A 24,025-nucleotide genomic window follows, 5' to 3' on the forward strand; every position below is an offset into this window, starting at 1 on the left:
TATCCTCCGTCATGGTCCGTCCTTTCCTTGCTGGGGCTCGGCTCGGCACTCCCGAGCAACCCCCGTTTGCTTTACAGCTGCAAAGACTAGGGCGGGCCGCCGCTCAGACCACGGTCATAACGTCTAGACCATGCCGCGCCCGTCAGAAAGTATGAAATACGGCCGCAATTCCTGAAAATTCAAATACTTGACGACTTTCATATTCTCGGGCGAGGGGCGTCGGCTTTACCGCATCTCGCATGCCCCAGATATCATCCAATCGCGACGAAATACCAGACACAACGAGTGCCGCGCGACCGATACCACTGCACGTTGCTAACAACACTTTAATCGCATGCCCAGGCGGATCGGCGGCGATGACCGGCACCGCGCGGGTGTGTATGTTGAGGCGATGCCACCTCGGATGATTTGTTTCAGCAGCCGTGCATGGCCACCAATCTCACAACAAAACCGGAGATTTTCCGGGCATTTGCCGGACTTAACAGCGCATAACGTCGATTTTACCCGATTCGCACTTGAGGCGTCTCTACCCTTCTTTTATGTCGGGTATTCGTTTGATCCGACAATCAAATCGCAAAGGAGCGCGCCCGGACGATGGATGTTGCGGCCCTGACATTGCTGGCCCTATCGCTTCCGTTTGTCGGTGCGCTTGTCGCGCCGCTCCTGACCCGTCTCCTGGGGCATAATGCGGCTTGGATCCTCGCGCTTTTTCCTGCCGCGATCGTCCTGCACTTCATGCGCTTTTGGCCGGAGGTCTCTCGCGGCGAAATCGTCACGGGCGGCTATGAATGGATCCCATCCTTCAATGTCAGCTTCTCCTGGCTGATCGATGGCCTGTCCCTGACCTTCGCGCTTCTGATCGCCGGTATCGGCACGCTGATCGTGCTCTATTCCGGAGGCTACCTGAAGGGGCACCCACAACAGGGGCGGTTCTTCTCGTTCATCCTGATGTTCATGGGATCGATGCTCGGGCTCGTGGTGTCCGACAGCTTTCTGATGCTGTTCGTTTTCTGGGAGCTGACCTCGATCACCTCGTTCCTGCTGATCGGCTTCGACCATTCGCGCGAGGCTGCCCGGCGCGCTGCCCTTCAGGCGCTGGTGGTCACCGGGGGAGGCGGGCTTTTCCTGCTCGCTGGCCTGCTGATCATCTGGAACGTCACCGGCGTCACCCAGCTTTCGCTGCTGAGCTCCTTTGGTCCTGAGATGCGCGAGAGCCCGTTCTATCTCGCGGCACTGCTGCTGGTGCTCGGCGGCGCCTTTACCAAGTCCGCTCAGTTCCCCTTCCATTTCTGGCTGCCCAACGCGATGGAGGCGCCGACACCCGTCTCGGCCTACCTGCATTCCGCGACGATGGTGAAGGCTGGCGTCTATCTGCTGATGCGCTTGAACCCGGTGTTTGGCGGAACGCCGGAATGGCAGATTTTGCTGCCGCTCTTCGGCGGCGCCACGCTGGTGATCGGCGCCGTTCTCGCCTGCCGCCAGACCGACCTCAAGCTGATGCTCGCCTACACCACCATGGCATCCCTCGGTCTCCTCGTGATGCTGACCGGTCTCGGTTTTCCGCATGCCATCGAGGCGGCGGCGCTTTATCTCGTTGCGCATTCGTTGTTCAAGGGCGCGCTGTTCATGGTCGCCGGCATTATCGATCACGAGACCGGCGCGCGCGACGTGACGAAGCTCGGCGGACTGCGTTCCGCCATGCCGCTGACATTCGTGATCGCGCTCGCCGCGGCGCTTTCCATGGGCGGCCTGCCTCCGTTCTTCGGCTTCCTCGCCAAGGAAGAGATCTATTACGCGCTCTCTGGCTTCGACCGGCGCGCGATGGTGTTCGCTGCCCTTGCCATCGTCGGCAATGCGCTGATGTTTGCCGTCGCGTTCGCCGTCGCGCTCAAGCCCTTTATCGGCGCAACGGTAAAAACGCCGAAGTCCGCACACGAGGCGCCGCTGCTTCTCTGGCTCGGCCCGGCGCTTTTGGCGGCCAAAGGGCTTTCGGCAGCGCTACTGTCCAATCTTACCCACGAGCTTGTGTCGGCGCCGATGGCGACCGCGATTGCCGGCCAGCCCAGGCAGGTCACAATCTCGGTGGTCCCGCATATCGGCATGCCGCTGGTGTTGTCTCTTGCGACCGTCGCTCTGGGTGGCGTCTTCTATCTCAACCTCGGCCGTCTGCGCGCTTTCATCGCAACGATCCTTGCCGACATCGGCTGGGGGCCGGATCGCGGTTTCGATCAGTTCATGCGCTGCCTCGTCCGCTTTTCCGTGGCGTTGACCCGTCGGCTGCAATCCGGTCGCCTTGACGTCTACATGACCGCGACGTTCGTGTTGGTCGCCGCCGTATTGCTGGGCGCGCCCCTCTACTACGGCGAACTGCCGCGTGCGCCGTTCTTTGCTGGAAACGTGCCGCTGCATGAGCTTGCGATCATGGCGATCGCCGTCATCGGACTCTTCGCCGTCGTGCGCGCGGCCGACCGGCTGACTGCAATCGTCTCGCTCGGCATTCAGGGCTTTGCCGTCGCCGTCATCTTCCTGCTCTATGGTGCGCCGGATCTCGCCTTCACCCAGTTCATGATCGAGACCTTGTCGGTTGTGGTGCTGGCACTGGTGATGACGCGGCTGAGGCTCTCGCCTTCCGACCATCGGCCGCTCAGCCAGAAGGTGCCTGATGTGGCCATTGCGCTCGCCTGCGGCCTCGGTTTCGGGCTGATGCTTCTGAAGGTTACCGGCGTGCCCTTCGATGCCTCGTTGACCGAGTTTTTCAACCTCTATTCGAAGACGGTTGCACACGGCGCCAATGTCGTAAACGTCATCATCGTCGACTTCCGCGGCACGGATACGCTTGGTGAAATCGCGGTCGTCATGGTGACCGGTCTCGCTATCCTGTCGCTGGTCCGCCTCAGGGCCGGTTCGCTGCGGCGCATCGCCGACAATGATCCGGATGCGGAGGAACGCGCATGAGATCGGTGATCTTCCGTGCCGTCGCGCCGTTTCTGACCAGCCTGATGGTGTTGTTTTCGATCTTCGTGCTGTTGCGCGGCCACAACGAGCCGGGCGGCGGCTTCATCGGCGGGCTGGTCGCCGTGTCGGCGCTGGCGGTCTACGGTATCGCTTGCGGGGTCGAGACCGTGCGTCGCGCCATTTACTTCCATCCGATGGCGATCGCGGGCGCGGGCCTCTTTGCGGCCACCATCGCCGGCCTGATCTCGATGGCCGCGCGCGTGCCCTTCATGACCGGGCTTTGGGTCTATCCTTCCTTGCTTGGCGTGGAGGTGCCGCTGTCGACGGTGATGCTGTTCGATTGTGGCGTCTACCTCGTCGTCGTCGGGGCCATCAGCTCGATCGCCCTGTCGCTCGAAGAGCGGGGAGGCGAATGATGGAGGCATGGTTCGCGCTGCTTGTCGGCATCTTTTTTACCGTCGCCATCTACCTGCTTCTGTCGAAGTACATCATTCGCGTTCTGCTGGGCGTGGCGATCCTCGGCAACGCCGTCAACCTTCTGATCTTTACCGGCGGTCGGCTGACGCGCGGCGTGCCACCCGTCATTCCTGAAGGTGCCGACGCACTATCCGGGCCGGCCGCGAATGCGTTGCCGCAGGCTCTCATCCTGACGGCGATCGTCATCTCCTTCTCCTTCTTCGCTTTCCTGCTGGTTCTGGCCTGGCGCGCCTACGAGGATCTTTTGACCGACAATACCGACGAGATGCGCGTCGCCGAGCCGGAAGAAGAGCCGGCTCCGCCGCTTGGATACTGACCGACCCATGGCCGTTTCGACTTCACCTCTCGCCGATCTTTCCGCAGCCCTCGTTCTCGAGCCGGTTGCGGCTGCCGATTGGCTGGTGATCCTTCCGGTGGCCTGGTGCCTGGCGTTCGGCGCGCTGCTCGTCATGCTGCGCCGCCCGATCGGCCTGCATCCGTTCATCGCCGTCGCAGGGCTCGCCGGTCTGGTGGTGATCGACGGGCTGCTGCTGCAACATGTGATCGCAAATGGTCCGGTGACAATGGTCATGGGGCGCTGGCTGCCGCCGTTCGGTATCGCTTTCACCGTCGACCTGACGGGCGCGCTCTTTGCGCTCGTAGCCTCCATCGTCGCGTTTGCCGGCGGCATCTACTCGCTTGCCGACATCAACGACAGTGGCCGGCGATACGGTTTCTATCCCTTCCTGATGCTGCTGATGGCCGGCGTCTCGGGTGCCTTTCTGACCGGCGACATCTTCAACCTCTATGTCTGGTTCGAGGTCCTGCTGATCTCGTCCTTCGGGCTGATCGTGCTCGGCTCCGAGCGCGAGCAGATCGACGGCGCGGTGAAATACGGCTTCCTCAACCTCGTCGCGACGACGCTGTTCCTGATTGCGACCGGCTATCTCTATGCGAGCTTCGGCACGCTCAACATGGCCGACATTGCCCGCAAGGCCGAGGGCCTGCGCGGCACCGCGCCGTTGATGACGCTAACCACCTTGTTCCTGCTGGCCTTCGGGATGAAGGCGGCGGCATTTCCCGTCAATTTCTGGCTGCCAGCATCCTATCATACGCCGCGCGTCGTCGTGTCGGCGCTCTTTGCCGGGCTGCTGACCAAGGTCGGCATCTACGCGCTGATCCGCGTCACTGTGATGTTGTTGCCGCTGGAGCGTGAGGAACTCAGCTTCGTCATCGCCGCGGTCGGGGCGCTCACGATGCTGGTTGGCGTCTTCGGCGCACTGGCACAGTCGGATTTCCGCCGCATGCTGGGCTATCTCGTGATCTCCGGCATCGGCTCGATCCTCGCCGGCATCGCCGTCGGCGGACCGGGTGGCATCGGCGGCGCGATCTTCTATGCGCTGCATTCGATGCTGGTGATGACGGCGCTTTATTTCGCGTCGGGCGTGGCGGCAAAACTGGGCGGCAGCTTTTCGCTGTCGTCGCTGGCCGGTCTTTACCGCCGCCATGTCGGCTTCGCCGCCATTAGTCTGATGCTCGCCTTTGCGGTGTCCGGCCTGCCGCCGTTTTCGGGATTCTGGCCCAAGGTCATGCTGGTCAAGGCCGCGCTCGACATCGGCGCCTGGTGGCTTGCCGCGGCGCTGCTCGTCACCGGTTTCCTGACCACGATCGCCACCGGCCGTTTCTTCCTGCTTGCCTATTGGCGGGACGCGGCCGAAGGGGAGGGGGCAACGGCCGAGGCGCGGATCCCGGCGGTCATTCTTCTGCCACTTGCGGCGTTGACGCTGTTGACACTCGGTATCGGCCTCTATCCCGAGCCGCTGCTTTCAACGATCCAGAATGCGGCCGCCGGGCTTTCCGAGCCGTCGAGCTATCTGAACTCGGTCTTCCCGGGAGCCGCCCGATGATCAAGTTCCTCTGGATCAATCTGATCTTCACCGCGATCTGGGCCGCAATCAGCGGCAGCCTCAGCGTGCCGAACCTCTTGCTTGGCTTTGCCATGGGCGCGCTATCCCTGTGGCTGATCCGGCGCGAACTGCAGCCTGTCGCCTATCCGGTTCGGCCGCTGAAGATCCTGCTGCTGACCGCATTGTTCTTTAGAGAACTGGCAGTCGCTGCGACCAAGGTCGCTCTCATGGTCGTCCAACCGAAAATGCGACTGAAGCCGGGGATCTTCTCCTACCCGCTGACGGTCAAGAGCGACTTCGAGATTGCGCTGCTTGCCAACCTGATCACGCTGACGCCGGGCACGCTTTCGGTCGACGTCTCGGAGGACCGCAAGATCCTCTACGTTCACGCGCTTGATTGTGCGGACCCCGGGGGCCTCAGGCGCGATATCGCCAATGGCTTCGAACGCCGCATCCGGGAGGCTTTCGAATGACGATTCCGGATCAGATTCTTTCGGCCGCCACCGGCTTCGCACTCGTGCTGCTGTCCATGGCGCTGCTGGTGACCGTGTGGCGCATCATCCGCGGCCCGACGCTGCCCGACCGGGTCCTGGGCCTCGATATGCTCGTGGCCATTGCCATCGGCCTCATCGCGGTCGTTGCCATCCGCACCGGCTTCAATCTTTATATCGATATCGCCATTGCCCTTGGCCTGGTCGGCTTCCTCGCAACCGTCGCCTTTGCCCGCTTCGTTCTGGCGCGCGGTCTCTCACCGGAGAAGGCGAGCCCGGAACAGGCAGCGCCCGCTGCCGGGAAGCGGGGTCGTCCACAGCAAACCAAGACTGCCCGGCATAAACGCAAGGGAGGACGCTGATGGGACCGATGTTTGAGGCCATCATTGCGCTTTCTGTTGCTGCCTTGCTTGTCGGTGGGGCCACCTTTTCCTTGCTGGCGGCGATCGGTATCGTACGTTTTCCCGACCTCTACACCCGCATGCACGCCGCCTCGAAGGCTGGTACCGTTGGTTCGGGCCTGCTGCTTTTGGCCGCGGGACTGCATTCGCTCGACATGGCAATACTGTTTCGGGCATTGGCAGGTTTCTTCTTCTTCGTACTGACAGCCCCCATTTCCGCCCATCTCTTGGCAAAGGCTGCTCATCAGGCGGGTTACAGGCTGACGAAACAATCGGTCATAGATCAGCTTCCACAAAAGGAAGAGCCGCGCCGGCATTGAACGGCAACGTTTCTGATTCTGTATTTCAGGACATCGCGATAGATCGCGGCCGCGTTAGCAATTTCGAAATAAAGTTGCTACCGTCGCTCAAATTTATGTTTGGAATTTTCGCAGATCGATGTTAATCGAGTAAATGTAAAGTGTCGTCGTGGAAAATACTTAGAGCTGAAATTCCAGCTTGAGTTGTGAATATTGGCTGTTGCTTTGAGAGGCTGGTTGATCCGGCGACTCGGCAATAGGTTTCGTGATCAAAATTCCAACTCTTGATATTGCGGCAAGAATTTGTCCTTGCTGCGCGATTGATGGTCTGTCCCAAGGCAGCGAAGGCTTCCCGGCGGCATTTGCATGTATTCCTCTTCCTGAAACATGTTTCGGGTTTGTGCTGAATTCCGATAGGAGAATGAAATGACTGAAACAACGCTTGGCGCGAGCCATGAACTTCTGGTTGAACTGACGGCTGAGATCGTTTCCGCTTATGTCAGCAACCATGTCGTTCCGGCTGCCGAGCTCACCACGCTGATCGCTGACGTCCATTCGGCTCTCAACAACACGGCTGCACCTGCGCCGGTCGTGGTTCCCGTTGAAAAGCCGAAGCCGGCCGTATCGGTGCGTAAATCCGTTCAGGACGACCAGATCACCTGCCTCGAATGTGGCGGTACCTTCAAGTCGCTGAAGCGTCACCTGATGACTCATCACAGCCTGTCGCCGGAAGAATATCGCGAGAAGTGGGACCTGCCGACCGACTACCCGATGGTTGCTCCCGCCTATGCCGAAGCACGTTCGCGGCTCGCCAAGGAAATGGGCCTCGGCCAACGTCGCAAGCGTCGCGGCAAATAAGCCGACCTGCCGACCATTGCCTTGACCGCGCTCTGCGCCGGTCTGGTTTGATGGTTGGAGAGCCAATGAACACAAAGGCCGGGCGTTTGCCCGGCCTTTGTGTTTTCAGTTTGGGAAAATGTGCCTATTCGCAAGGCCCGGCCGTGGGAACAACGGGATGCAAATCGGCCAGGCAAGCGTTCATCCCCCTGGTCGCCCCGGCGACGCTCATGCTCTCGCAAACTCGGCGATCGCCTGCAGTGGGTGCGACCTGTTCTCAGGCGGCGAGCCGCGTCTCGGCTTCGTTCTTGATGCGCCGGATCATTGAGCGCAGACCGTTCGCGCGCTGTGTCGACAGATGTTCGATCAGCCCGATCTTGCCGAATGTATCGATGGCATCGAGCCTGGAGATCTCGGAAGCATGCTTGCCTGAATAGATCGCAAGCACGATGGCGACCAGTCCGCGCACGATGTGGGCGTCGGATTCGCCTTCGAAGACCAATACCGGATCCTCCGGGTCACCGGTCGCCCGGGTGGCGAGCCAGACCTGGCTGGCGCAGCCCTGCACCTTGTTTTCACTGGTGCGCTTGGCTTCCGGCATCTCGGGCAGGGCCTTGCCGAGTTCGATCACATAGCGGTAGCGATCTTCCCATTCGTCGAGGAAGACGAAGTCGTCGATGATCTGGTCAAGCGTGGTCATGGTCCGGTCCAATTGTCGACACTGTCCGGCGGCGCCCGTCGCCACCCGAGATCGATGCCTGTGCCGCGATCCACAGCAGTGCTTACGGTGCCGGGATCGTCGTGACCTTCATATAGGTGATGGTAGCACGGATGAGAACCGAGAATCACAATTCGTACCAACCTGCGCTGATATTGACCTCTTGCGCCGGTCCCTTCGCGTGGGCCGTCTGTTGGCCTCCGGCAGCGTCGCAATCCTCGACCGATGCCAAGGCATCGCTCTGCGATATGCTCCTTGCCGGATGACCGCACACGGTCCGATGCAAGAGGTCAATGTCAGCGCAGGTTGGTATCAGTCGTATCAGCGCTTAATTCGACCGCGCATGCAGCATCAGATCGAAACGCTCGTGGGGATTGCGATGGCACCGCCAATCGTGCCGGCTGTCCCGGTTGCGTCGAGCGATGCAATCGAGGTGGCGAGGGAGGCGCTTGCTTTTCTCGCGTCGTCCGCGTCGCTGGCGGCGCCCTTGGCACGCAGATCCTGCTCCGCCTTCCCAAGCAGTTGCTTGAGCTGCTCGGCAAGCGCCTTGAACTCCATAGCCGTCCTTGCATCGGAGTTATCCTCCGAATTGTCGGAGCTGAATTCGCGGTAGGCGCGCTCGGCAAAGGACGATGGCCCGGTCTTGTTACTGCCCTTGCCGTCTTCGCCACCGGCATTTGCCGTCTCGTCGGCACTTGCCTGCATCATCGCCGATGCCGCCGTTGCTGCTGCAGACGCTGCACCGGCTGGGGCGTCGCCGCCTCCGGCCATGCCAGCCGAGCCACCACTGGCGAATTGCTGTGCGGCTGCGCCAAGCTGCTGGGCCAACTGTTTTGCAAGCCTTGCAAGCGTCTCCGGGTCCGAGGCCCAGAACCGCAGCATCTGCAGTTGTTCCTTCAGTTCGTCCAGCTTCTTCTTGGCCACGGCCTTGCGATTGGCGGTGGTTTCATCGTCCGCGCTCAGAATATTGAGAAGGGAAGACCCGTTTTTTTGCGCCAGCGGTGCCGCATCGATGCCGGCCGGCGATCCGACTGTGGTTGCACGCGCCGCGCTGGCATTGGAAAAAAACCCGTATATCTGCATCGGGGCAGCCTCCGCGGAATGTGCGGGGACCTAAACAGCCATGTCTTGTGCGAGCCTGTTGCTGGACCGCCCTTCGGTTGCAGGCCAAAAAAGAAAACGCCGCGAGGGGATGGGATCCTCGCGGCGGCCGCAAGAAGGCGGCAAGTCAGGCAGTGTCAAATGTTGGCCGTCTATGGCAGCGGATGTGCTGCCACCGGAAGAAATGTTTACTGGGCGAGAGACGCCTTAGGGTCGAGGCGCTTTTCCGGAACCGGGGTACGTTTGAACACCGGAGCGGTCTCTGCAGCAGTCTGTTCGACTGGAGCGACCAGCGTGGCGGCGGCATCGGTCGTCTGGCCGACAGTGCCGGTCGTCACCTTGGCGTCGGGCTTGATCGCATCGGTTTCGGCAAACTGGGTGTCAAGGAATTCATAGGCGATGCGAGCCCCTTCACGGGCCCGGTGACCGAGAGCGACGAAGGTTTCAGCACCCTTTTCGCAGACCTCGGGCTTCTGGATGCAGATCGCACTGATATACTGGAAAGCCTCATTGGCGGCCGAGAAGGTATCGCCGAGCTCGACCTTCGGTCCGTGCTCCAGCTTCTCAGCGCTCGACGGATCGAGGAACGGCAGCAGCACCAGCACCATCGAAAACCAGAATGTCGCCTTGATGAGAAACCACATGTTCTGCCCATCCTATATTCGGCTGCCGCGCCCGCCGGTCTTCTAGCCGGTTTTTCTGATTTCGGCATCCTGGAGCGCCGCAGTATCCCCTGATACCCGTTCACGCCCACCGTCGTTTCGATGAGGACCGCCGTCTTTCGTCGTCCGGCCCTTTGTTGAGACCGACATTAGGCAGGGAATCACAAGACCGCTTTTCAAAAACCCGCAGCATTTGTTTCGAATTTTAATGAAATTCCCGATTTTCGGGATTTGCCGGGCATTTGTGTCGCATTTTAGCTTTTGCCGTTAAGGTTCGTGGCGGCGGGCCGCCGGCAAAGCCCGAAAGCGTGGGCAACGGCACCAGGGTGCCTTGCCCAAATCCTTAACGAGAGGCGGAAAATGCACGGAAATCCGTTGCTTACGCCCCGTTAACCACAAGAAATGAAGGTCGTCCGAATTGCCTCAAAACGGGATTTTTCAGGCGTTTGGCGCCATTCCGGGACACTCCCGTTTATTCTTTCATTAAGCCGGGGATGCGAGATTCCGACATGTCACGAGGCAGTTCGAATGGCGGCCCGCATGAAGCGGAAAACGGTCACGCACAGTCTCGCAAGAACAACAAATGTGGCAGGGTAAGGCGTGAGCGTATTGCGTGACATGGCTGGCAGATGGACGTCCCGCGTGGACGAGGCCGCCGCCCTGTGGTTGCCCCGCCGCGAGGCCGGCTCCGCCATCGGCCGTCGCGACCTCAAGCGCCTGCGTACCGTTGCAGCAGTCTCCCTGACCGCGCTTCCGGCAGTCCCGCTGGCGCTGGCGCTCGCCATGCCCGTTTCCTCCGCATTGCCGCTCGGCACCGCGCTCTGGGCGTCCGCCTCGCTGCTGGCCGCTGCTGCTGCCATTGCTCGCGGACGCGGCAACCAGGTCGCAGAAACGCTTGAGCCGGCTGCGCCAGACCTTCCGGATCTTTCGGCCGCCTACGACCTTTTCGCCGGTCTCGTCACCGTGCACGATCTGCGTGGCAATGTTCTCTCCATTCACGGCCGCGACGCGGCAGAGCATCTGACCCTGATGCGCGACCCGGGTGGCCGCGGCTTCATCGAGCAGATCCACGTTTCCGACCGCATCACGTTCCTGAGCGCGATCGATGTCCTGCGCCAGGGCGGTGAGCGGGCAAGCGTCGATATTCGCATCGAACGCCGGTCGCTGCCGGCGGAAGGCGAACAGTTCGTCCATATGTGCTGCGAACTGGCGCCGCTTCTCGACCGCGACGGCCGTCTGACGGCGATCCTGGCGCAGTCGCGCGATGTCTCGCGGGAGGCGCGGCTGCGCACCGAAGCTGCGGCGAGAACGGCGGAAGCGGAATCGGCCAACGATGCCAAGACCCGTTTCCTTGCCGCCGTCAGCCATGAACTGCGCACGCCGCTCAACGCGATCCTCGGCTTCTCTGACGTGCTGACCGGCGAGTATTTCGGCCGGCTCGAAAACGACCGCCAGCGCGAATATGTCAGCCTGATCCACAAGTCGGGCGAACACCTGCTGTCCGTCGTCAACACGATGCTCGACATGAGCAAGATCGAAGCGGGCCGCTACGAACTGATTCCCGAACCCTTCCGTGTGGCCGAGGCGGTCGCCGCCTGCGAAGCGATGCTGTCGCATCAGGCACAGGAGAAGGGCGTCAAACTCGCGAGCCGCGTGACCCGCAGCGTCGGCGAAATCAATGCCGACCAGCGTGCCTTCCAGCAGGTTCTCATCAACCTTGTCGGAAACGCCATCAAGTTCACCGACCAAGGCGGAATGGTCACGATCGACGCCGAACTCGACGGTCCGTCCTTGAAGCTGACCGTCAGCGACACCGGCATCGGCATCGCTGCCGATAAATTGCAGATGCTGGGGCACCCCTTCGTCCAGACCCAGAACTATTACCCCCGCCGCTACGAGGGCACCGGTCTCGGTCTCTCGCTGGTCAAGGGCCTTGTGGCGCTTCATGGCGGCGAGATCGCGATCCGCAGTCGCGAGCACGAGGGCACGGTGATCACCGTTACGCTGCCTGCCGACGGGTCCGGCATCGTCGAGGCCAATCGTGAGGAACCACGCTCGGCCGTGACCGTCGAATTTCCGCCGCGGCTGAGAGATAACGACACGCAGGCGGTTGCCGACGGCGACCGATTCGAAAGGGCGGGTTTGAACGAGGAACGGGGATATGGCGCCGCGCAAGCGAAAACAGCCTGAACGCAAGAAGGCGGCGCGTTCCGCGCCAGGCCTTGCCATGCGTGGGTTGGCTCTCGCCGGCCGCGGTGTTGCGCTTGCTGGCCGGCTGGTGGCCCGCCATCCCTTGAGCGCCGGCGGATCGGCTGCCTTTGCCGTGGTCTTCTCGTTCGTCGCCGCTAACGCCATGTGGTATCAGCACGGCGCGCATCCATCACCGCTGCTCCGCACCCGCGTGCCGCTTGTCAGCCCGGAGACGGCCGAGCGCATTGCCGCCGCCAAGGGCGCCGAGATCGAACCGCGCAACGTCACCACCTTCGTCATCAAGCGCGAGGACGAAAAGGGCACGGAAAGCGTCGATGACGTGATTGCAGCGGCTCAGTCTGAAGCGCCTGCCGAAAAACCGTCACCCGAACGGGTCGCCTCGGTGCCGGACACGTCCGCTCTAGCGCTGGTCGCGGATATCCAGAAGGAACTGAACCGCATCGGCCTTTACGATGGCGTGCCGGATGGGCGCTCGGGCCCGCGCACGTCAGCCGCGATCCTGCGGTTTGAAAAACAGGCCGGACGCACTGAGACAGGGACCGCGAGCGCCGAGCTGCTGCGCACGCTGCGCGCTACATCAGGCCAGAAGCTGGCCGCAGCAATGCCGGCAAGCCGGCCTTATGCCGACCCGAAACGTGCTGTTGCCGATGCCGATGCCGATCCGGTCGCCGCCGCCATTCGTTCGGCCGAGACCGACAAGATGCTGATCCCGCGTGCCGAGATCCCGGTATCGAGCGAACTGGTCTTGAACATCCAGAAGGGCTTGAGCAATCTCGCCTATGCCGACATCGTCGTCGACGGCGTCGCAGGCGACCAGACGCGCGCAGCGATCCGCCATTTCGAGAAGCACTATCGCCTGCCGCAGACCGGCGAGCCCAACGCGAAAGTGCTGAAAAAACTCAAGGAGATCGGCGCCCTTTGAGGCGCCTTCTCACGGTTTCGTCTCCGATCCGCTAAAGGCGAGCGGCGCTGGAACGCCGGCCGCGACCGCTGCGGACCGCCTTCTTTGTTGTCCCAGCGGGTTTGCATACCTGGCTTTGCCCGTATACAGCCTGTCCATGCGCCTCAAGTCCCACATCTTCGTTTCCGCATTGTTGCGCCGGGCCTTCGCGCTCGGTGGTTACGCAGCCGTTTTGCGCAAGGGAGCGGAGGACGCCGGCACGATCTTCATCCGCCAGCGCACGCGAATGGGTACCGAGACGCTTTTTGCGCCGGCACCGCAGAACTTCTTCGATGACGGCGCCGACACCGGTCGCAAGTTCGAGATCCGCCTGATGGATCGCGATGGCGACGAGGTGGATGGCGCACTCGCCAGCGAAATCCGTTTCGACCCGGATTGCTGGATCGTCGAGATCGAGTTGGATGATCGCGCCGACCTGTTCGACGTCGTGGCGGAAGATGGTGCAAACCGCTCATGAACCATGTGTGAGAGCTGCTTGACCCTCCACCTGATGGAGGCCGTAGGACGCTCTCATGGACGATCAGATCTACTCAATCGGCGAACCTTCCAGGCTCTCCGGCATCGCCGTCAGACGTCTTCGCTGCTACTCGGACAAGGCTCAGTCGTTGCCAGGACCTATCCGCGGCCGAAGACGCGTTGCGACTTGGCGCCGCCGGCAGTCTTGGCGACCTTGCGGATGGCCGGTTGCCGCGCGTCATTGGCATGGTCGTCCGCAAGATAGGTCTGGTGCCGCGCGGCGGGCGCGCCGTCCCGCGCCTCCGATTGCAGCCATGCGTCGAGCCGTTCGCGGCTCGACGTCGGATCCATGGTACCGGTCAAGGCTTCCGCGCGGCTGGCGCTACCGATGCGTTCCGCCAGATGCGGATAAAGCGATTGCAGCACGAAGATGAGATCGTCGGTCGGCATCGACAGGGCGATCAGGCTCGTTGCCAGCTGTTGACCGGAGACGTCGAGGAGGATGCGCTCGACCAGGGTCCCGCCGGCATCGAGTGCGGTCGCCAGTGCGCGCGAAAACAGGATGATCTCGCCGCTGCGGGCAAATCGCACCAGGAGGGCACCATGCGTGGCGCTGATCGGTATGATGGTGGATGCAGCCGCAGCCGCCTCTTGCGCACCGGCGCGGGCAAGTGCCTTGATCTCGGCACGCAAAGTCTCTTCGCGCGCGGCCCGAGTGGCATCGGCATCTGGCTCGGCCGGAGCTACAGCTTCTGTGGTTGGTCGCTGCCGCACATCCGGGCGGGCGGAAAGGCCGGCGGGATTGTGGTGTTCGACCAGGGCATCGATCACGGACGGAGATAGGGCGGCGCGTCGGGCGATTGCACCGGCATGAGCCGAGGTCTGCTGGCGAATGATAGCGATAAGCGTTCGATCCGACAGGGCTTGCGAACGGGTCAGGAAGATGGCGGCAATCGAGATCGGCATGCTGCCGATCAAGGCTGCGACCGGCTCTGGAACATGGGGGCACTGCGACAGAGCGGCGGCGGCCTGACGGCGCGCTTCGCTGCTGGAACCCAGGAACAGGGGCTCGAACAATTCGGCGAATTGCTTCATGTCGGACTTGCGAGGGATCCGCAGGCTTTCGAAACCGCTGACGGTTGCCATCAGGACGACGTCCTTCAGGCGACCCGTCTGGGGCCTTTCCAACTCACGAAAGCGATCCGTCACGATAAATCCTTGCACGCAAAACATGATCGCCATTGCCGGCGATCCGGAACGGCACACGTCACTAAAAATAAAAGAAAAGCGTTAGCGCACTGTTAACTATGGACGTTGGGGCTTTATTCAGGCTTGCGGCGCGCAAGCGGCCGATAATTTTGTGCGCTTTCGGCCGCAAAGCCCCTGCTTATACCAAGTTCCGTTGATATTGACCTCTTGCGTGGGACCGTATGCGGTCATCCGACAAGGAGCATACCGCAGAGCGATGCCTTACAGCGCCGCGCGTCAAATATGACGCGCAAAGGACGCTGTACCGCTTTAGACTTGCTGCATAATTTTCTCCTTAAATCGGATCCGATTTAAGGAATTATGCAGTAGCATCGGTCGAGGATTGCGACGCTGCCGGTGGCCGACAGACGGCCCACCCGAAGGGCCGGGCGCTTTTGGCCTCCGGACAGCGTCGACAATCCTCACCGGACCGCTTGGGTCCGCTTCCGGTTTTCTCCTTGCCGGAAACCAAAATCGCTCCGGCGCAAGAGGTCAATATCAGCGCAGGTTGGTATTACTGTGGGCTCGATCGATTCCAGCCATAAAAAATCCACAAGCGGCTTTAAGTGATCGCGGTGACGGTGAAGGGTTCCGGACGCCCGCCGACGTAAGAAGGCCTGGTGAAGAGGGGCCTTCCGATGGGAGAATGCTTACTGTGAAGAATATAGTGTTGCGCGCGGCGGCCATATGCGCGCTTTTCCTGGCACCGGCAATTGCCGAGGCTGCAGAGGGATTTGCCACCGCCAATGTCAATATGCGGTCCGGTCCAAGCACACGCTATCCGGCAGTTTCGATGATCCCGGTCGGCGAATCCGTCGAAATCCACGGCTGCCTTGCCGATCTGCCCTGGTGCGACGTTTCCTTCTATGGCGGCCGCGGCTGGGTCGCGGGGCGCTATGTGCAGGCGAACTATCGCCGCAACAGGGTCTATGTCGAACCGCAGTATTATCGTCCGCTGGGCATCCCGACGGTCGTCTTCCAATTCGATCGCTACTGGGACCGCAACTATCGCGGCCGTGACTTCTATCGCGACCGTGACCGCTGGCGCCGTGGACCGGATTGGGCCGATGACAATCGCCGGCCCCGGGATTGGGAGCGCCAGCGTGACCGCGATCGCCGTGACTGGGAACGGGACCGTGCCCGTCGGGAGCGCGAGTGGGACCGTAATCGCCAGAACTGGGACGGTGAGCGCTGGGACGATCAGGCAGGCGGCGACGACCTCCGCGACTGGGAACGTCGCCGGGATCGCGACGGCGTACGCGTGCGCGAGGATTTCGAAGATGGTTACGCTCGCCCGGTCCCATTGATTCGATGCCAGGCGATGGATCCATCCTGCGTCGAGTAATGCGCGTGAGATAAAGAACGGCGAGCAATTCGCCCCAGCTTTCGCACGGGCGGCCCTTGGGTCGCCCGTTTTCGTTTTCGTTCGGAGTTTCGCGGCCCAGGTTCGGAACCATTGCCGTCGCGGTGCGTTGAAACCGGGCAAGAGAAGGAGCGTTGCAATGGTAGAAAAGAAACTGCAGGCGGTGGGTGATGCGGTAGAGAGTGAAGTGGAAGCATCGGCTGCTCGCGTCGAGCTGGAAGCACAGATTGCTGAGTTGCGCGCCGAGATTGCCCGGCTGACCGACAGCGTGGCGGCGATCGGGACCGGTGCCAAAGCGGTTGTTCAGAGCGAAGCGGAATTGATGACCGAACGGGTGCGTGAGCGCGTCCGTGACGAGCCGATCTCGACGCTTTTGACCGTTGCCGGCGTTTCCTTCCTCTTCGGCCTGTTGTCCAGGCGCTAGCCTTTCCCCGTTTCGCCCGAAGCTGTTACCCCGGATACAGTGTTTTGCAATTCCGGGGGACATACTGTCTACAGGTTAGGGTGCAGATGCAGCGTTAACCATCTGTTAACCAGCCTATGGCTCAATCGCAGCGGACCGTCTATGATTGGTCTGTACCACTTGAGCAAGCAGCAACGTCCGGGCGACCGGAAGAAGGAGAAGATGAGAAAAGCGCGCCTGTCCGGGCATTGCCTGGAAAAATGCGCTGGCCCCAAACGGGCAGGGTGAAATCTGTACGGTAGTTCATCCGTCTCAAGCCTATATGGAGACGAGCATGGCAGACGTGATCAGAATGCAGGACCACAAGGTCCAAATGCCACCACGCAGGCCTCCGGCCATATCGGGCGGAGCGAAAGTGCTTCTGTTTACCGGAATCCGCTACGAGCGTCTTGATGGCCGCGATCCGCAGCCAACCGCGCCCGACGGACGTCGGATCAAGAAGCAGTAGACTTGTAGCCACCGCCATGTGTCGGCCGCATCGGCCGGCTTGAGCACGGCTTTGCTCGCGCCAACAACGCTCCGTCCGTGCGGTCGCGTTTATCTTCTCCACGATATCTAGATAGGAACGGCAAGGCTGAAGGCTGAGTATCCTGCGCCAAAGGCTTTATGGCTAGCGACGGAACGGCTCGCAGCTTGATTCCGCCAGGAAATTCCGAACCTGATCCTCGAAGCTGTCGAGCGGCGCCATGGCGCGCAGCACCGCATAGCCATCCTCTTCCTTCATCTCCACCATGATCGATTGTGCCAAAGCTTCCGGCGGCGTCTTGCGCAGTTCCACCAGCTGGATCGGCGTCGCAACCACGAGGTCCAGCCTGCCGTTGACGGCTGTATGGTCGTTCATGCTGAAGACTTCATTCGATGCGCTGTCGAAAACCGCAAGCGACCAGAAAGGCACAGCACCTCTGGCGAGGAAACGCGCCGGACCGTCTGCAATCGAAAAGCTGCAGACAGCGGTGCGCAGATAAGGATCGTCATTGCTGAGACCTGTCGGCCCCGGGGTGCTCGTCAAAGAGAAGAAGCTGTCCATCTCGAGAAGACCGAGCACGCGCGTATAGGCGTCGCGACCGGTAAACTGCGGCAGCACCAGAACGATGATGATATGCAGCATCGCCGCACCCACCAGACCGAGGATGGAGGCGAAAAGAACACTACGCATCGCCGCATCCCGTCTTCACCACCTTCGGCATGGCGAGATCGATGAGGCCGGAGGAGCCTGCCGTCGGTGTATCGAGCAGCGTCAGCACGAGCCGGAACGTCCCGGAGTGTCGCAACGCAAGCCAGTTGTCCGGCTTGGCGATCGGCGAGACATGGATGGTGAAGGAACTGTCTTCGGCGCGCAGCACCGTCCACGAGTTGATCGCCGAGGGCAGGTCCGAGCCGGGCCGCAACGGCTGGCCGTCGGCGTTTGCGGCGTAAAGCGTCCAGAACCGAGCCTGCGGTGTGAGGCCGGAGACATCGTAGGAGCAAGCGGCGGAGAGTTTTTCGCCCTTGTCGTCGGTCTGCGCGGTAAACGTCAGCCCTTCAGCGCCGCCGTAGAGCAGTTCGCCGGCGCGGGCGCGGTGCGCCTTGGCATAGGGGTCGGCATTCTCGGTCTGCGCTTCGGGGAAAGCGACCCACGGGCCGATCGAGATCGAGCCGAAACCGACCGTCGCCTTCAGCGCCCAGACGGCCGACGCGATGCCGCCGCCGAAGGCAATGGCAAGAGTAAGGGCGACGAGGAGGGGAATTCGGAACAAGGGCGGCTCTATCGAATACGGTTAAGCACCGGCGCAGGGCGCAGCGCAGCCCATGTCTCGCCCAAACCGGCGCGCGACGCAACGGCGATCATTGCGCTGGCCCCGCGGCCGGCATCGATCCAGTGCTTCAATTTGCGGTTTCGAGCCCACTCAATTGCTTGCGGCATTCGGGAGAACCTGTTGGGAGGGGCCGCCGTTGGCATCGCCGAGAACGGCAACTTTGCCGCCATTCTTCTCCGGCGCCTTCAAAGCGGGTGCCTTTTCGAAGGTCTCGCCTACCGAACGCAGCAGCCGTGTCACGTCTGCCGATAGTGACCGTGGCCGCACCAATGGAGGCAGGGCATTTTCGTCCGGCTTGGCATTGGCGACCTGAGGTTGCTTGCTCGGGGCAGGCGCCGGGTTGGTTATCCCCGGAATTTGGCGGTGCTCGATACCCTGTTCGGCATAATCCATCAGCCGCTTGAAGGTCATTGCCGGCAGCGAACCGCCGGTCATATCGTTGGTCGAGGTATAGTCGTCGTTCCCGAACCAGACGGCCGCTGTGTAATCGCCGGTAAAGCCGACGAACCAGGCGTCGCGATAGGCCTGGGTGGTGCCGGTCTTGCCGCCGGTGACGATGCCGTTGTCGAGTGCAGCCTTGCGTGCGGTGCCGATCACCGGGATCTGGGTCAGCATCGAGTTCATCGATGCGTTGGCCTGCTCGGAAAGGATGCGCTTGGCCGGCGGTTCATCGCGGGAAAAGTCGTAGAGGATGTCGCCGTCGTAGTTGAGGATCTGGCTGATGCCGTGGCGGCGCGATTGCACGCCGCCGGCCGGGAAAACCGCATAGGCCGTCGCCTGGTCGAGCACGGTCACCTCGGAGGTGCCGAGCGGCATCGTCTTGTCGGTTCGCAGTGGCGTTTCGATGCCCATATTTTTGGCCGTCTGCGCGATCAGCTCCGTGCCGAGCTTGTCCTTGGCGAGACGCACCGGGATCGTGTTGATCGACCTGGCAATTGCCGTGAGGATGGTGATGCGGCCGGCATAGCTGCGGCCATAATTCTGTGGCGACCAGCCACGCCAGGTGATCGGTGCATCGACGACGACGGTCTCCGGCGTCATGCCTTTTTCCATGGCCGCCGCATAGGTGTAGACCTTGAAGGAGGATCCCGGCTGGCGCAGCGCCCGCGTGGCGCGGTTGAACTGGCTCTCGCCATAGTCGCGACCACCGACCATCGCCCTGACGGGGCCGCCGTTTTCGACCATGACCAGTGCGCCCTGCTTCACATGGAAGCTTTCGCCATATTGTCGAAGGCTGGACTCGACCGAATCTTCGGCCGCGTTCTGCAGCCCCATGTCGATGGTGGTGCGCACGATCAGCGAATGCTGGGCAAACGGCCGGGCGATGCGCTGCACCTCGTCGAAGGCCCAGTCGAGGAAGAAGTCGGGTGCCTTCACCTGGGCGCGATCGATCACCGTCGCCGGGTTGAGACGCGCGGCGATCACCTGGCCTTCGGTCATCAGCCCGCCCTGGACCAGGTTCGTCAAAACCTCGTTGGCGCGGCCGCGGGCGGCCGGCAGGTTGACGTGCGGGGCGTAGCGCGCCGGCGCCTTGAAAAGGCCGGCGAGCATGGCGGATTCCGCCAGGTTGACGTCGGTGATCGCCTTGCCGAAATAGAACTGTGCCGCGGCCGCGGCGCCGAATGTGCCGCCGCCCATATAGGCGCGGTCGAGGTAGAGCCGCAGGATCTCTTTCTTCGACAGGTTGGATTCGAGCCAGACGGCGAGAAATGCCTCCTTGATCTTGCGCTCGATGGTGCGCTCGTTCGACAGGAACAGGTTCTTGGCAAGCTGCTGGGTCAGTGTCGAGCCACCCTGGACGACGCCGCCGGCGCGCGCGTTCTCGGTCATGGCACGAGCAAGCCCGAGAAAGTCGATGCCATAATGGTCGAAGAAACGCCGGTCTTCCGTCGCCAGCACCGCCTTGATCAGATGATCCGGCAGTTCGTCGATCGGAACGGAATCTTCGTGAATGATGCCGCGATGGCCGATTTCATTGCCGTAGCGGTCAAGGAAGGTAACGGCGAAATCGCTCTGCGCCCGCCAGTTGCCCTTGGTTTCCTCGAAGGCCGGAAGAGCGAGTGCCAGCATCAGCACCGAGCCGGCCGTGCCCCAGGTCATGCCCTCGCCAAGTACTTCGAAGACCACCTTCTTCCAGCCCGTGACACGGAAGCGGCGGAAGAAAATTGTGGTGTCTTCCCACCATTGCGAGAGTTTGAACCCGGCATTCCAGACCGTCGAATCGATCCAGGAATCGATTCTCAGAAAGATGTGCCGTTTCTTCGGCCGGTTATCGTCTTTCCTCGGTTCCCGCACGGTCTCAGCGTCCTGAAGGCTTTTGGCATCATGCCGGAGCCGCGCGATATTTGCACGGCGCCAAATTTCACTCTACTTGCATATCGCGCCGGTGGCCTTAAAAAACCGGCAATTTTCTGCGAAATTTCTCTCCGCATGTTTCCTTTGATCGTCGCCGATTAAAGGACAAAACATGCAGCAACTCAAATCGCTACTGCGACGTTTGCACGTCTGATAAGACGTGCGGCGCAGTAGCGCGACGGATTTGACGAAAGTGTGATGGCGATGGGCGAAATGCCTTTCTGGAAGGCGAAGAGCCTTGACGACATGAACGATGCGGAGTGGGAAAGCCTCTGCGACGGCTGCGGGCTCTGTTGTCTCAACAAGCTTGAGGATTGGGAGACGGCAGAGATCGCCTGGACCTCAATCCGCTGCACGCTGCTCGACGGCGAGAGTTGTCGGTGCAAGGACTATCCGAACCGCCAGGCAACGGTGCCGGATTGCATTCAGTTGACCCCGAATGCGGTGCGTGAGATTACTTGGCTGCCTCGGACTTGCGGCTATCGGCTGGGGGCGGAAGGTCGCGGCCTCTATTGGTGGCACCCGCTGCTGTCGGGCGATTCCGAGACGGTGCACGCCGCCGGCATTTCCGTGCGCGGCCGGACCGTTGCGGAAGACGGCATCGATATCGAGGACTACGAGGATTACCTCGTGACCTGGCCGCTGGAAGTTGGCGAGAAAAGCGTACGTTAACAGGCAGCTAGCCGTTCCGGCGGAATCGGTTTCGCAAGGCGGCGCCATTGCAGGCGCCGCGGAGAGCGGCTAGACATCGGCGGTATTCCACATTCTCAGGCATTCCGATGATCAGCACCGACCGCCTCATTCTCCGCAGACCGCGGCTGGAGGATTTTGAACCCTATCAGCAGATGTGGTCGGATCCCGAGATCCTTCGTCATATTGCCCCGGCGCCCTTTTCCGGTGAGCAGATGTGGACGCGGTTTTTGCGCCAGGAGGGCGGCTGGCAGTTCTTTGGTTTCGGTTATTTCGTGGTCGAAGAGAGAAGCTCCGGACGCTTCGTCGGGCAGGTCGGCTTCCAGGATCTGCGCCGCGAGATTTCTCCTGCCCTGACCGGGACGATGGAAACCGGCTGGACGATTGCGCCCGAGGCGCAAGGACGCGGCTATGCCGGCGAAGCGGCGCATGCGGCATTCGACTGGGCGCGGGAACATCACGCCGGACGTCGGGTGACGGCTATCGTCAGCCCGGCCAATGTGGCGTCGATCCGGATCGTGGAGAAGCTCGGAATGCGGCCCTTCGCACAGACGAAGTACCACGACAAGCCCGTCACGCTTTTCGACTATATTCTCTGAGACGATTGCCTGCGGGCAGAAGGTAACCTGCAGTCGGCCCTCGAAACGGCGACGCAGGTCGCGTCAGTGACGGCCGTTCTTCTTCATCAGGCTCTTCGGGGCGACGTTGCGCCAGGCTGTTTCCATCGATTGCCGAATGAGATCTTCGTCGGCTTCGACAAAATAGAGCGAAGTCCAGCCTTTGTTGCCCCAACCGCCGGGCACCGCAGCGCAGACGCCCGGCTCCATCTCAAGCAGCATCCGCTGCTGGTCCGGCGTGAACTTGAAGACCGCACGCCCCGCCTCGGGCAGGGACATGAAGATGCGCTTGCCCACGCGGAAGTCCCGCGTGCCGAAATGGGCATTTTCTTCCGTTCCCGGCAGGCTCAGCGCCAGTTTTTCAATCTCGTCGGTCAGCATGGAAAAAAGAGTAGCACGGTTTTTCCGATTGGCCAAAAGGCAGGAATTCGCCACACAGCGGCGCTGAAGAGGCCGGTTCGACACGGCGTCCTGGCGATAAAATCGGCTACTTTCTAATCGCTGAGGGCGCTAGCGAATGCAATGTCGCACACGGCAGCAGTATGCGGCCGGATCAGACGCTGGCCGGATCACCCTGAGAAGGAGAAGGCTCTTCAAAAGAGGACGGGCGTTTGTGCCCGCAGGCGAACTACAAACGAAAACCGCTCGCGGCGTTGACCGCGGGCGGCTTTAAGGTCGATGGGCATGGCGCTGTCGACGAGCCGACGCTAATCGTCAGCGTGGGCTTATTCAGCCGGCTGAACGGGCTTCGGTGTTGCCTGACTGGCAGTGCGCATTTCGCGCCATTCGCTTTCGAAACGGTCCAGCAGCGACTGCGGTACCTTGGACTGCTGAGATGCCGGCTGGTTGTTTACGAGCGTCTGCATCCGATCCTCCCGGGCCTGTTGCAAATTCATGACTAGCTGATGGGCGGACAATTTCACATCGCAAACGCTTTGTAAATCAGTGGCTTAAATCATTTAAACGATTGAAAAATCTTTAAATCGATTAATTTTCAGGTGATCCACAGTTGCATTCGCGCGGCTCGAGCAGCGGGGGCATTTCGACGCCATGTGAGTCGCTACGATGGACTTTTGGCCAGGCGGCTTTGGCGAGCGACCGCGGTTGCCGGTTCATAACGCGAGTGCGCGACTTCACCAGGAAGGGAGCAAGTTCTCTTGGGAACGGCGTTCCGATGATCGCGATAAGGATGCGAGATGAGACAAAGCTGGCCCCTCGAAGCGGCCGGAGTTCCTCGATCGGGCGCGGCAACACCAAACAATGCAGAGGGTTAGAAGGCGGATCGGACTCTTCGTCCGACCGCGCTCACTCAACCCCACAAGACCCGGACTCAACTTTGGAAGATGTGCGGCCAAGGGATTCAAAGGACTCGGATATTCGAGCCCACTTCAAGTCCTGCCGCAAGATGGCCGACGGAGCCTGCGCCAATCAGGGCCCGACCGATTACCGGACGATAGCAAAGAGGGCTTAACAAATGGCTGATCGTCCGAAAGCAACGGTTCGGTTGCAGGATGCGCAGCATGGTGGCGACCTCACGATTCCTTCCGCGTCTATCAATCGAATGCGCTTCGCTGAATTCGGATCGTGCAGCCTGATCTATGCCTTCCTGGTCGCGCCCGTGGCGGAAATTTCTCCTGTGCGAAGGCTCGCTGGTGATCGGCTGGTACGGCGCGGCAGTTCTCGCGGTCCGTGCTCTGCCGGGGAAAAGTCGATGACCTCCGCCGCGTTCTGGCGGCGGCGGAGCCTGAGGGCTTGGGCGGCTAAATCAACCGCTGACTCGCCTATCGTCGCGGTACGTAGCCCAGGCCGGATCGATTGCCTTTTGGTGACCGACGTTGAAAACAATCGACATGGAGAGCCGCTAACATCGGCAGGTTTTCTTGATTTGCGTTGCTTCCGCTTGCCGCGGATTAGGTCGTGTGGACACTTACCTGATCCAGAGGACGATGGCTGCGATTGTGACGACGGCTCGGTAGTTTTGTGCCGTTTTCTCGTAGCGCGTGGCTACTCTGCGGAACTGCTTGAGTTTTGAGAAGCA

25 protein-coding genes and 1 pseudogene are annotated in these 24,025 nt (G+C 61.4%); 16 read left to right on the plus strand and 10 right to left on the minus strand.

What is annotated here, in order from left to right; translation table 11 throughout:
• The first annotated feature begins 594 nt into the window (after positions 1-594).
• The 8 genes from AC244_RS33785 (at position 595) to AC244_RS33820 (ending at position 7,367) form a co-directional block, all read left to right on the plus strand.
• Positions 595-2,955, plus strand: a complete 2,361-nt coding sequence (locus tag AC244_RS33785) for a putative monovalent cation/H+ antiporter subunit A (protein ID WP_053253194.1) — start codon at positions 595-597, stop codon at positions 2,953-2,955.
• A complete protein-coding gene (locus AC244_RS33790) occupies positions 2,952-3,371 on the plus strand; it encodes a Na(+)/H(+) antiporter subunit B (protein ID WP_053253195.1) in 420 nt (139 codons plus the stop codon). Before AC244_RS33785 ends, AC244_RS33790 begins: the two co-directional genes overlap by 4 nt.
• Entirely contained in the window at positions 3,371-3,748 is a 378-nt protein-coding gene (locus AC244_RS33795) for a Na+/H+ antiporter subunit C (protein WP_053253196.1), read from the plus strand. Before AC244_RS33790 ends, AC244_RS33795 begins: the two co-directional genes overlap by 1 nt.
• Before the next feature lie 7 nt (positions 3,749-3,755).
• Positions 3,756-5,318, plus strand: a complete 1,563-nt coding sequence (locus tag AC244_RS33800) for a Na+/H+ antiporter subunit D (protein ID WP_053253197.1) — start codon at positions 3,756-3,758, stop codon at positions 5,316-5,318.
• The gene (locus AC244_RS33805; protein ID WP_082367337.1) at positions 5,318-5,791 is read left to right on the plus strand and encodes a Na+/H+ antiporter subunit E; all 474 of its coding nucleotides are present in this window, start codon (positions 5,318-5,320) and stop codon (positions 5,789-5,791) included. Before AC244_RS33800 ends, AC244_RS33805 begins: the two co-directional genes overlap by 1 nt.
• Entirely contained in the window at positions 5,788-6,171 is a 384-nt protein-coding gene (locus tag AC244_RS33810) for a cation:proton antiporter (RefSeq protein WP_053253199.1), read from the plus strand. Before AC244_RS33805 ends, AC244_RS33810 begins: the two co-directional genes overlap by 4 nt.
• An 8-nt stretch (positions 6,172-6,179) precedes the next feature.
• Positions 6,180-6,530: a monovalent cation/H(+) antiporter subunit G gene (gene mnhG, locus AC244_RS33815; RefSeq protein WP_053253213.1), complete on the plus strand. Its 351-nt coding sequence runs from the start codon at positions 6,180-6,182 to the stop codon at positions 6,528-6,530.
• A 405-nt stretch (positions 6,531-6,935) separates the two neighbouring features.
• Positions 6,936-7,367: a MucR family transcriptional regulator gene (locus tag AC244_RS33820; protein WP_053253200.1), complete on the plus strand. Its 432-nt coding sequence runs from the start codon at positions 6,936-6,938 to the stop codon at positions 7,365-7,367.
• A gap of 256 nt (positions 7,368-7,623) precedes the next feature.
• Here AC244_RS33820 and AC244_RS33825 read toward each other — a convergent pair whose 3' ends face one another.
• The 3 genes from AC244_RS33825 to AC244_RS33835 form a co-directional block, all read right to left on the minus strand.
• Complete coding sequence (locus AC244_RS33825; RefSeq protein WP_053253201.1) at positions 7,624-8,046, minus strand: SufE family protein; 423 nt, start codon at positions 8,044-8,046, stop codon at positions 7,624-7,626.
• Between the two features lie 369 nt (positions 8,047-8,415).
• Positions 8,416-9,147, minus strand: a complete 732-nt coding sequence (locus AC244_RS33830; RefSeq protein WP_053253202.1) for a hypothetical protein — start codon at positions 9,145-9,147, stop codon at positions 8,416-8,418.
• A gap of 206 nt (positions 9,148-9,353) precedes the next feature.
• The gene (locus AC244_RS33835) at positions 9,354-9,809 is read right to left on the minus strand and encodes a DUF5330 domain-containing protein (protein WP_053253203.1); all 456 of its coding nucleotides are present in this window, start codon (positions 9,807-9,809) and stop codon (positions 9,354-9,356) included.
• Between the two features lie 636 nt (positions 9,810-10,445).
• Here AC244_RS33835 and AC244_RS33840 point away from each other — a divergent pair.
• From AC244_RS33840 to AC244_RS33850, 3 genes are all read left to right on the plus strand, one after another.
• Positions 10,446-12,017: a sensor histidine kinase gene (locus tag AC244_RS33840; RefSeq protein ID WP_053253204.1), complete on the plus strand. Its 1,572-nt coding sequence runs from the start codon at positions 10,446-10,448 to the stop codon at positions 12,015-12,017.
• The gene (locus tag AC244_RS33845; protein WP_053253205.1) at positions 11,989-12,960 is read left to right on the plus strand and encodes a peptidoglycan-binding protein; all 972 of its coding nucleotides are present in this window, start codon (positions 11,989-11,991) and stop codon (positions 12,958-12,960) included. The genes AC244_RS33840 and AC244_RS33845 overlap by 29 nt, the downstream gene beginning before the upstream one ends.
• 136 nt (positions 12,961-13,096) lie before the next feature.
• Complete coding sequence (locus AC244_RS33850) at positions 13,097-13,456, plus strand: DUF1491 family protein (protein ID WP_053253206.1); 360 nt, start codon at positions 13,097-13,099, stop codon at positions 13,454-13,456.
• A 158-nt stretch (positions 13,457-13,614) separates the two neighbouring features.
• Here the strand turns inward: AC244_RS33850 and AC244_RS33855 are convergent, their stop codons facing one another.
• Positions 13,615-14,688, minus strand: coding sequence for a DUF2336 domain-containing protein (locus AC244_RS33855; RefSeq protein ID WP_053253214.1), 1,074 nt, complete (start codon positions 14,686-14,688; stop codon positions 13,615-13,617).
• Positions 14,689-15,358: 670 nt separating this feature from the next.
• On the opposite strand from AC244_RS33855, the gene AC244_RS33860 reads away from it, so the two are divergent.
• The 3 genes from AC244_RS33860 (at position 15,359) to AC244_RS37810 (ending at position 16,977) form a co-directional block, all read left to right on the plus strand.
• Positions 15,359-16,048: an SH3 domain-containing protein gene (locus AC244_RS33860; protein WP_082367335.1), complete on the plus strand. Its 690-nt coding sequence runs from the start codon at positions 15,359-15,361 to the stop codon at positions 16,046-16,048.
• 157 nt (positions 16,049-16,205) lie between these two features.
• A complete protein-coding gene (locus AC244_RS33865) occupies positions 16,206-16,490 on the plus strand; it encodes a hypothetical protein (protein ID WP_053253207.1) in 285 nt (94 codons plus the stop codon).
• A 313-nt stretch (positions 16,491-16,803) separates the two neighbouring features.
• Positions 16,804-16,977, plus strand: a complete 174-nt coding sequence (locus AC244_RS37810) for a hypothetical protein (protein ID WP_164474925.1) — start codon at positions 16,804-16,806, stop codon at positions 16,975-16,977.
• 162 nt (positions 16,978-17,139) lie between these two features.
• Here AC244_RS37810 and AC244_RS33870 read toward each other — a convergent pair whose 3' ends face one another.
• The 3 genes from AC244_RS33870 to AC244_RS33880 all read right to left on the minus strand — a co-directional run bounded on the left by AC244_RS33870 (position 17,140) and on the right by AC244_RS33880 (position 20,620).
• Positions 17,140-17,685 (minus strand): hypothetical protein, encoded by a 546-nt coding sequence (locus AC244_RS33870; RefSeq protein ID WP_053253208.1) that lies wholly within the window; start codon positions 17,683-17,685, stop codon positions 17,140-17,142.
• A complete protein-coding gene (locus tag AC244_RS33875) occupies positions 17,678-18,265 on the minus strand; it encodes a DUF1214 domain-containing protein (protein ID WP_053253209.1) in 588 nt (195 codons plus the stop codon). Before AC244_RS33875 ends, AC244_RS33870 begins: the two co-directional genes overlap by 8 nt.
• A 150-nt stretch (positions 18,266-18,415) precedes the next feature.
• Positions 18,416-20,620 carry a transglycosylase domain-containing protein gene (locus tag AC244_RS33880; RefSeq protein WP_082367336.1) on the minus strand — a complete coding sequence of 735 codons (2,205 nt, stop codon included), beginning with the start codon at positions 20,618-20,620 and terminating at the stop codon, positions 18,416-18,418.
• A gap of 264 nt (positions 20,621-20,884) precedes the next feature.
• Here AC244_RS33880 and AC244_RS33885 point away from each other — a divergent pair, with 264 nt between their 5' ends.
• Both AC244_RS33885 and AC244_RS33890 read left to right on the plus strand, forming a co-directional pair.
• Positions 20,885-21,352, plus strand: a complete 468-nt coding sequence (locus AC244_RS33885; RefSeq protein ID WP_053253215.1) for a YcgN family cysteine cluster protein — start codon at positions 20,885-20,887, stop codon at positions 21,350-21,352.
• A gap of 107 nt (positions 21,353-21,459) precedes the next feature.
• Positions 21,460-21,969 carry a GNAT family N-acetyltransferase gene (locus tag AC244_RS33890; RefSeq protein ID WP_053253211.1) on the plus strand — a complete coding sequence of 170 codons (510 nt, stop codon included), beginning with the start codon at positions 21,460-21,462 and terminating at the stop codon, positions 21,967-21,969.
• A gap of 63 nt (positions 21,970-22,032) precedes the next feature.
• Here AC244_RS33890 and AC244_RS33895 read toward each other — a convergent pair whose 3' ends face one another.
• The 3 genes and pseudogenes from AC244_RS33895 to AC244_RS36075 form a co-directional block, all read right to left on the minus strand.
• On the minus strand, positions 22,033-22,368 hold the full coding sequence (locus AC244_RS33895) for an MmcQ/YjbR family DNA-binding protein (RefSeq protein ID WP_053253212.1): 336 nt from the start codon (positions 22,366-22,368) through the stop codon (positions 22,033-22,035).
• Between the two features lie 344 nt (positions 22,369-22,712).
• Entirely contained in the window at positions 22,713-22,853 is a 141-nt protein-coding gene (locus AC244_RS37815; protein WP_202596159.1) for a hypothetical protein, read from the minus strand.
• A gap of 1,061 nt (positions 22,854-23,914) precedes the next feature.
• Positions 23,915-24,025, minus strand: a pseudogene (locus AC244_RS36075) (IS5/IS1182 family transposase); the annotation flags it as partial.

Origin of the sequence: Ensifer adhaerens, from assembly GCF_001270265.1 — a bacterium.
Classification (GTDB): domain Bacteria; phylum Pseudomonadota; class Alphaproteobacteria; order Rhizobiales; family Rhizobiaceae; genus Ensifer; species Ensifer adhaerens_B.

Bases quoted from the DNA above. Each gene is read 5' to 3' on its own strand.
- AC244_RS33785 (WP_053253194.1), top strand. From the start codon at position 595: ATGGATGTTGCGGCCCTGACATTGCTGGCCCTATCGCTTCCGTTTGTC.
- AC244_RS33790 (WP_053253195.1), top strand. From the start codon at position 2,952: ATGAGATCGGTGATCTTCCGTGCCGTCGCGCCGTTTCTGACCAGCCTG.
- AC244_RS33795 (WP_053253196.1), top strand. From the start codon at position 3,371: ATGGAGGCATGGTTCGCGCTGCTTGTCGGCATCTTTTTTACCGTCGCC.
- AC244_RS33800 (WP_053253197.1), top strand. From the start codon at position 3,756: ATGGCCGTTTCGACTTCACCTCTCGCCGATCTTTCCGCAGCCCTCGTT.
- AC244_RS33810 (WP_053253199.1), top strand. From the start codon at position 5,788: ATGACGATTCCGGATCAGATTCTTTCGGCCGCCACCGGCTTCGCACTC.
- mnhG (WP_053253213.1), top strand. From the start codon at position 6,180: ATGTTTGAGGCCATCATTGCGCTTTCTGTTGCTGCCTTGCTTGTCGGT.
- AC244_RS33820 (WP_053253200.1), top strand. From the start codon at position 6,936: ATGACTGAAACAACGCTTGGCGCGAGCCATGAACTTCTGGTTGAACTG.
- AC244_RS33825 (WP_053253201.1), bottom strand. From the start codon at position 8,046: ATGACCACGCTTGACCAGATCATCGACGACTTCGTCTTCCTCGACGAA.
- AC244_RS33830 (WP_053253202.1), bottom strand. From the start codon at position 9,147: ATGCAGATATACGGGTTTTTTTCCAATGCCAGCGCGGCGCGTGCAACC.
- AC244_RS33835 (WP_053253203.1), bottom strand. From the start codon at position 9,809: ATGTGGTTTCTCATCAAGGCGACATTCTGGTTTTCGATGGTGCTGGTG.
- AC244_RS33840 (WP_053253204.1), top strand. From the start codon at position 10,446: ATGGCTGGCAGATGGACGTCCCGCGTGGACGAGGCCGCCGCCCTGTGG.
- AC244_RS33845 (WP_053253205.1), top strand. From the start codon at position 11,989: ATGGCGCCGCGCAAGCGAAAACAGCCTGAACGCAAGAAGGCGGCGCGT.
- AC244_RS33850 (WP_053253206.1), top strand. From the start codon at position 13,097: ATGCGCCTCAAGTCCCACATCTTCGTTTCCGCATTGTTGCGCCGGGCC.
- AC244_RS33855 (WP_053253214.1), bottom strand. From the start codon at position 14,688: ATGTTTTGCGTGCAAGGATTTATCGTGACGGATCGCTTTCGTGAGTTG.
- AC244_RS33865 (WP_053253207.1), top strand. From the start codon at position 16,206: ATGGTAGAAAAGAAACTGCAGGCGGTGGGTGATGCGGTAGAGAGTGAA.
- AC244_RS37810 (WP_164474925.1), top strand. From the start codon at position 16,804: ATGGCAGACGTGATCAGAATGCAGGACCACAAGGTCCAAATGCCACCA.
- AC244_RS33870 (WP_053253208.1), bottom strand. From the start codon at position 17,685: ATGCGTAGTGTTCTTTTCGCCTCCATCCTCGGTCTGGTGGGTGCGGCG.
- AC244_RS33885 (WP_053253215.1), top strand. From the start codon at position 20,885: ATGGGCGAAATGCCTTTCTGGAAGGCGAAGAGCCTTGACGACATGAAC.
- AC244_RS33890 (WP_053253211.1), top strand. From the start codon at position 21,460: ATGATCAGCACCGACCGCCTCATTCTCCGCAGACCGCGGCTGGAGGAT.
- AC244_RS33895 (WP_053253212.1), bottom strand. From the start codon at position 22,368: ATGCTGACCGACGAGATTGAAAAACTGGCGCTGAGCCTGCCGGGAACG.
- AC244_RS37815 (WP_202596159.1), bottom strand. From the start codon at position 22,853: ATGCAGACGCTCGTAAACAACCAGCCGGCATCTCAGCAGTCCAAGGTA.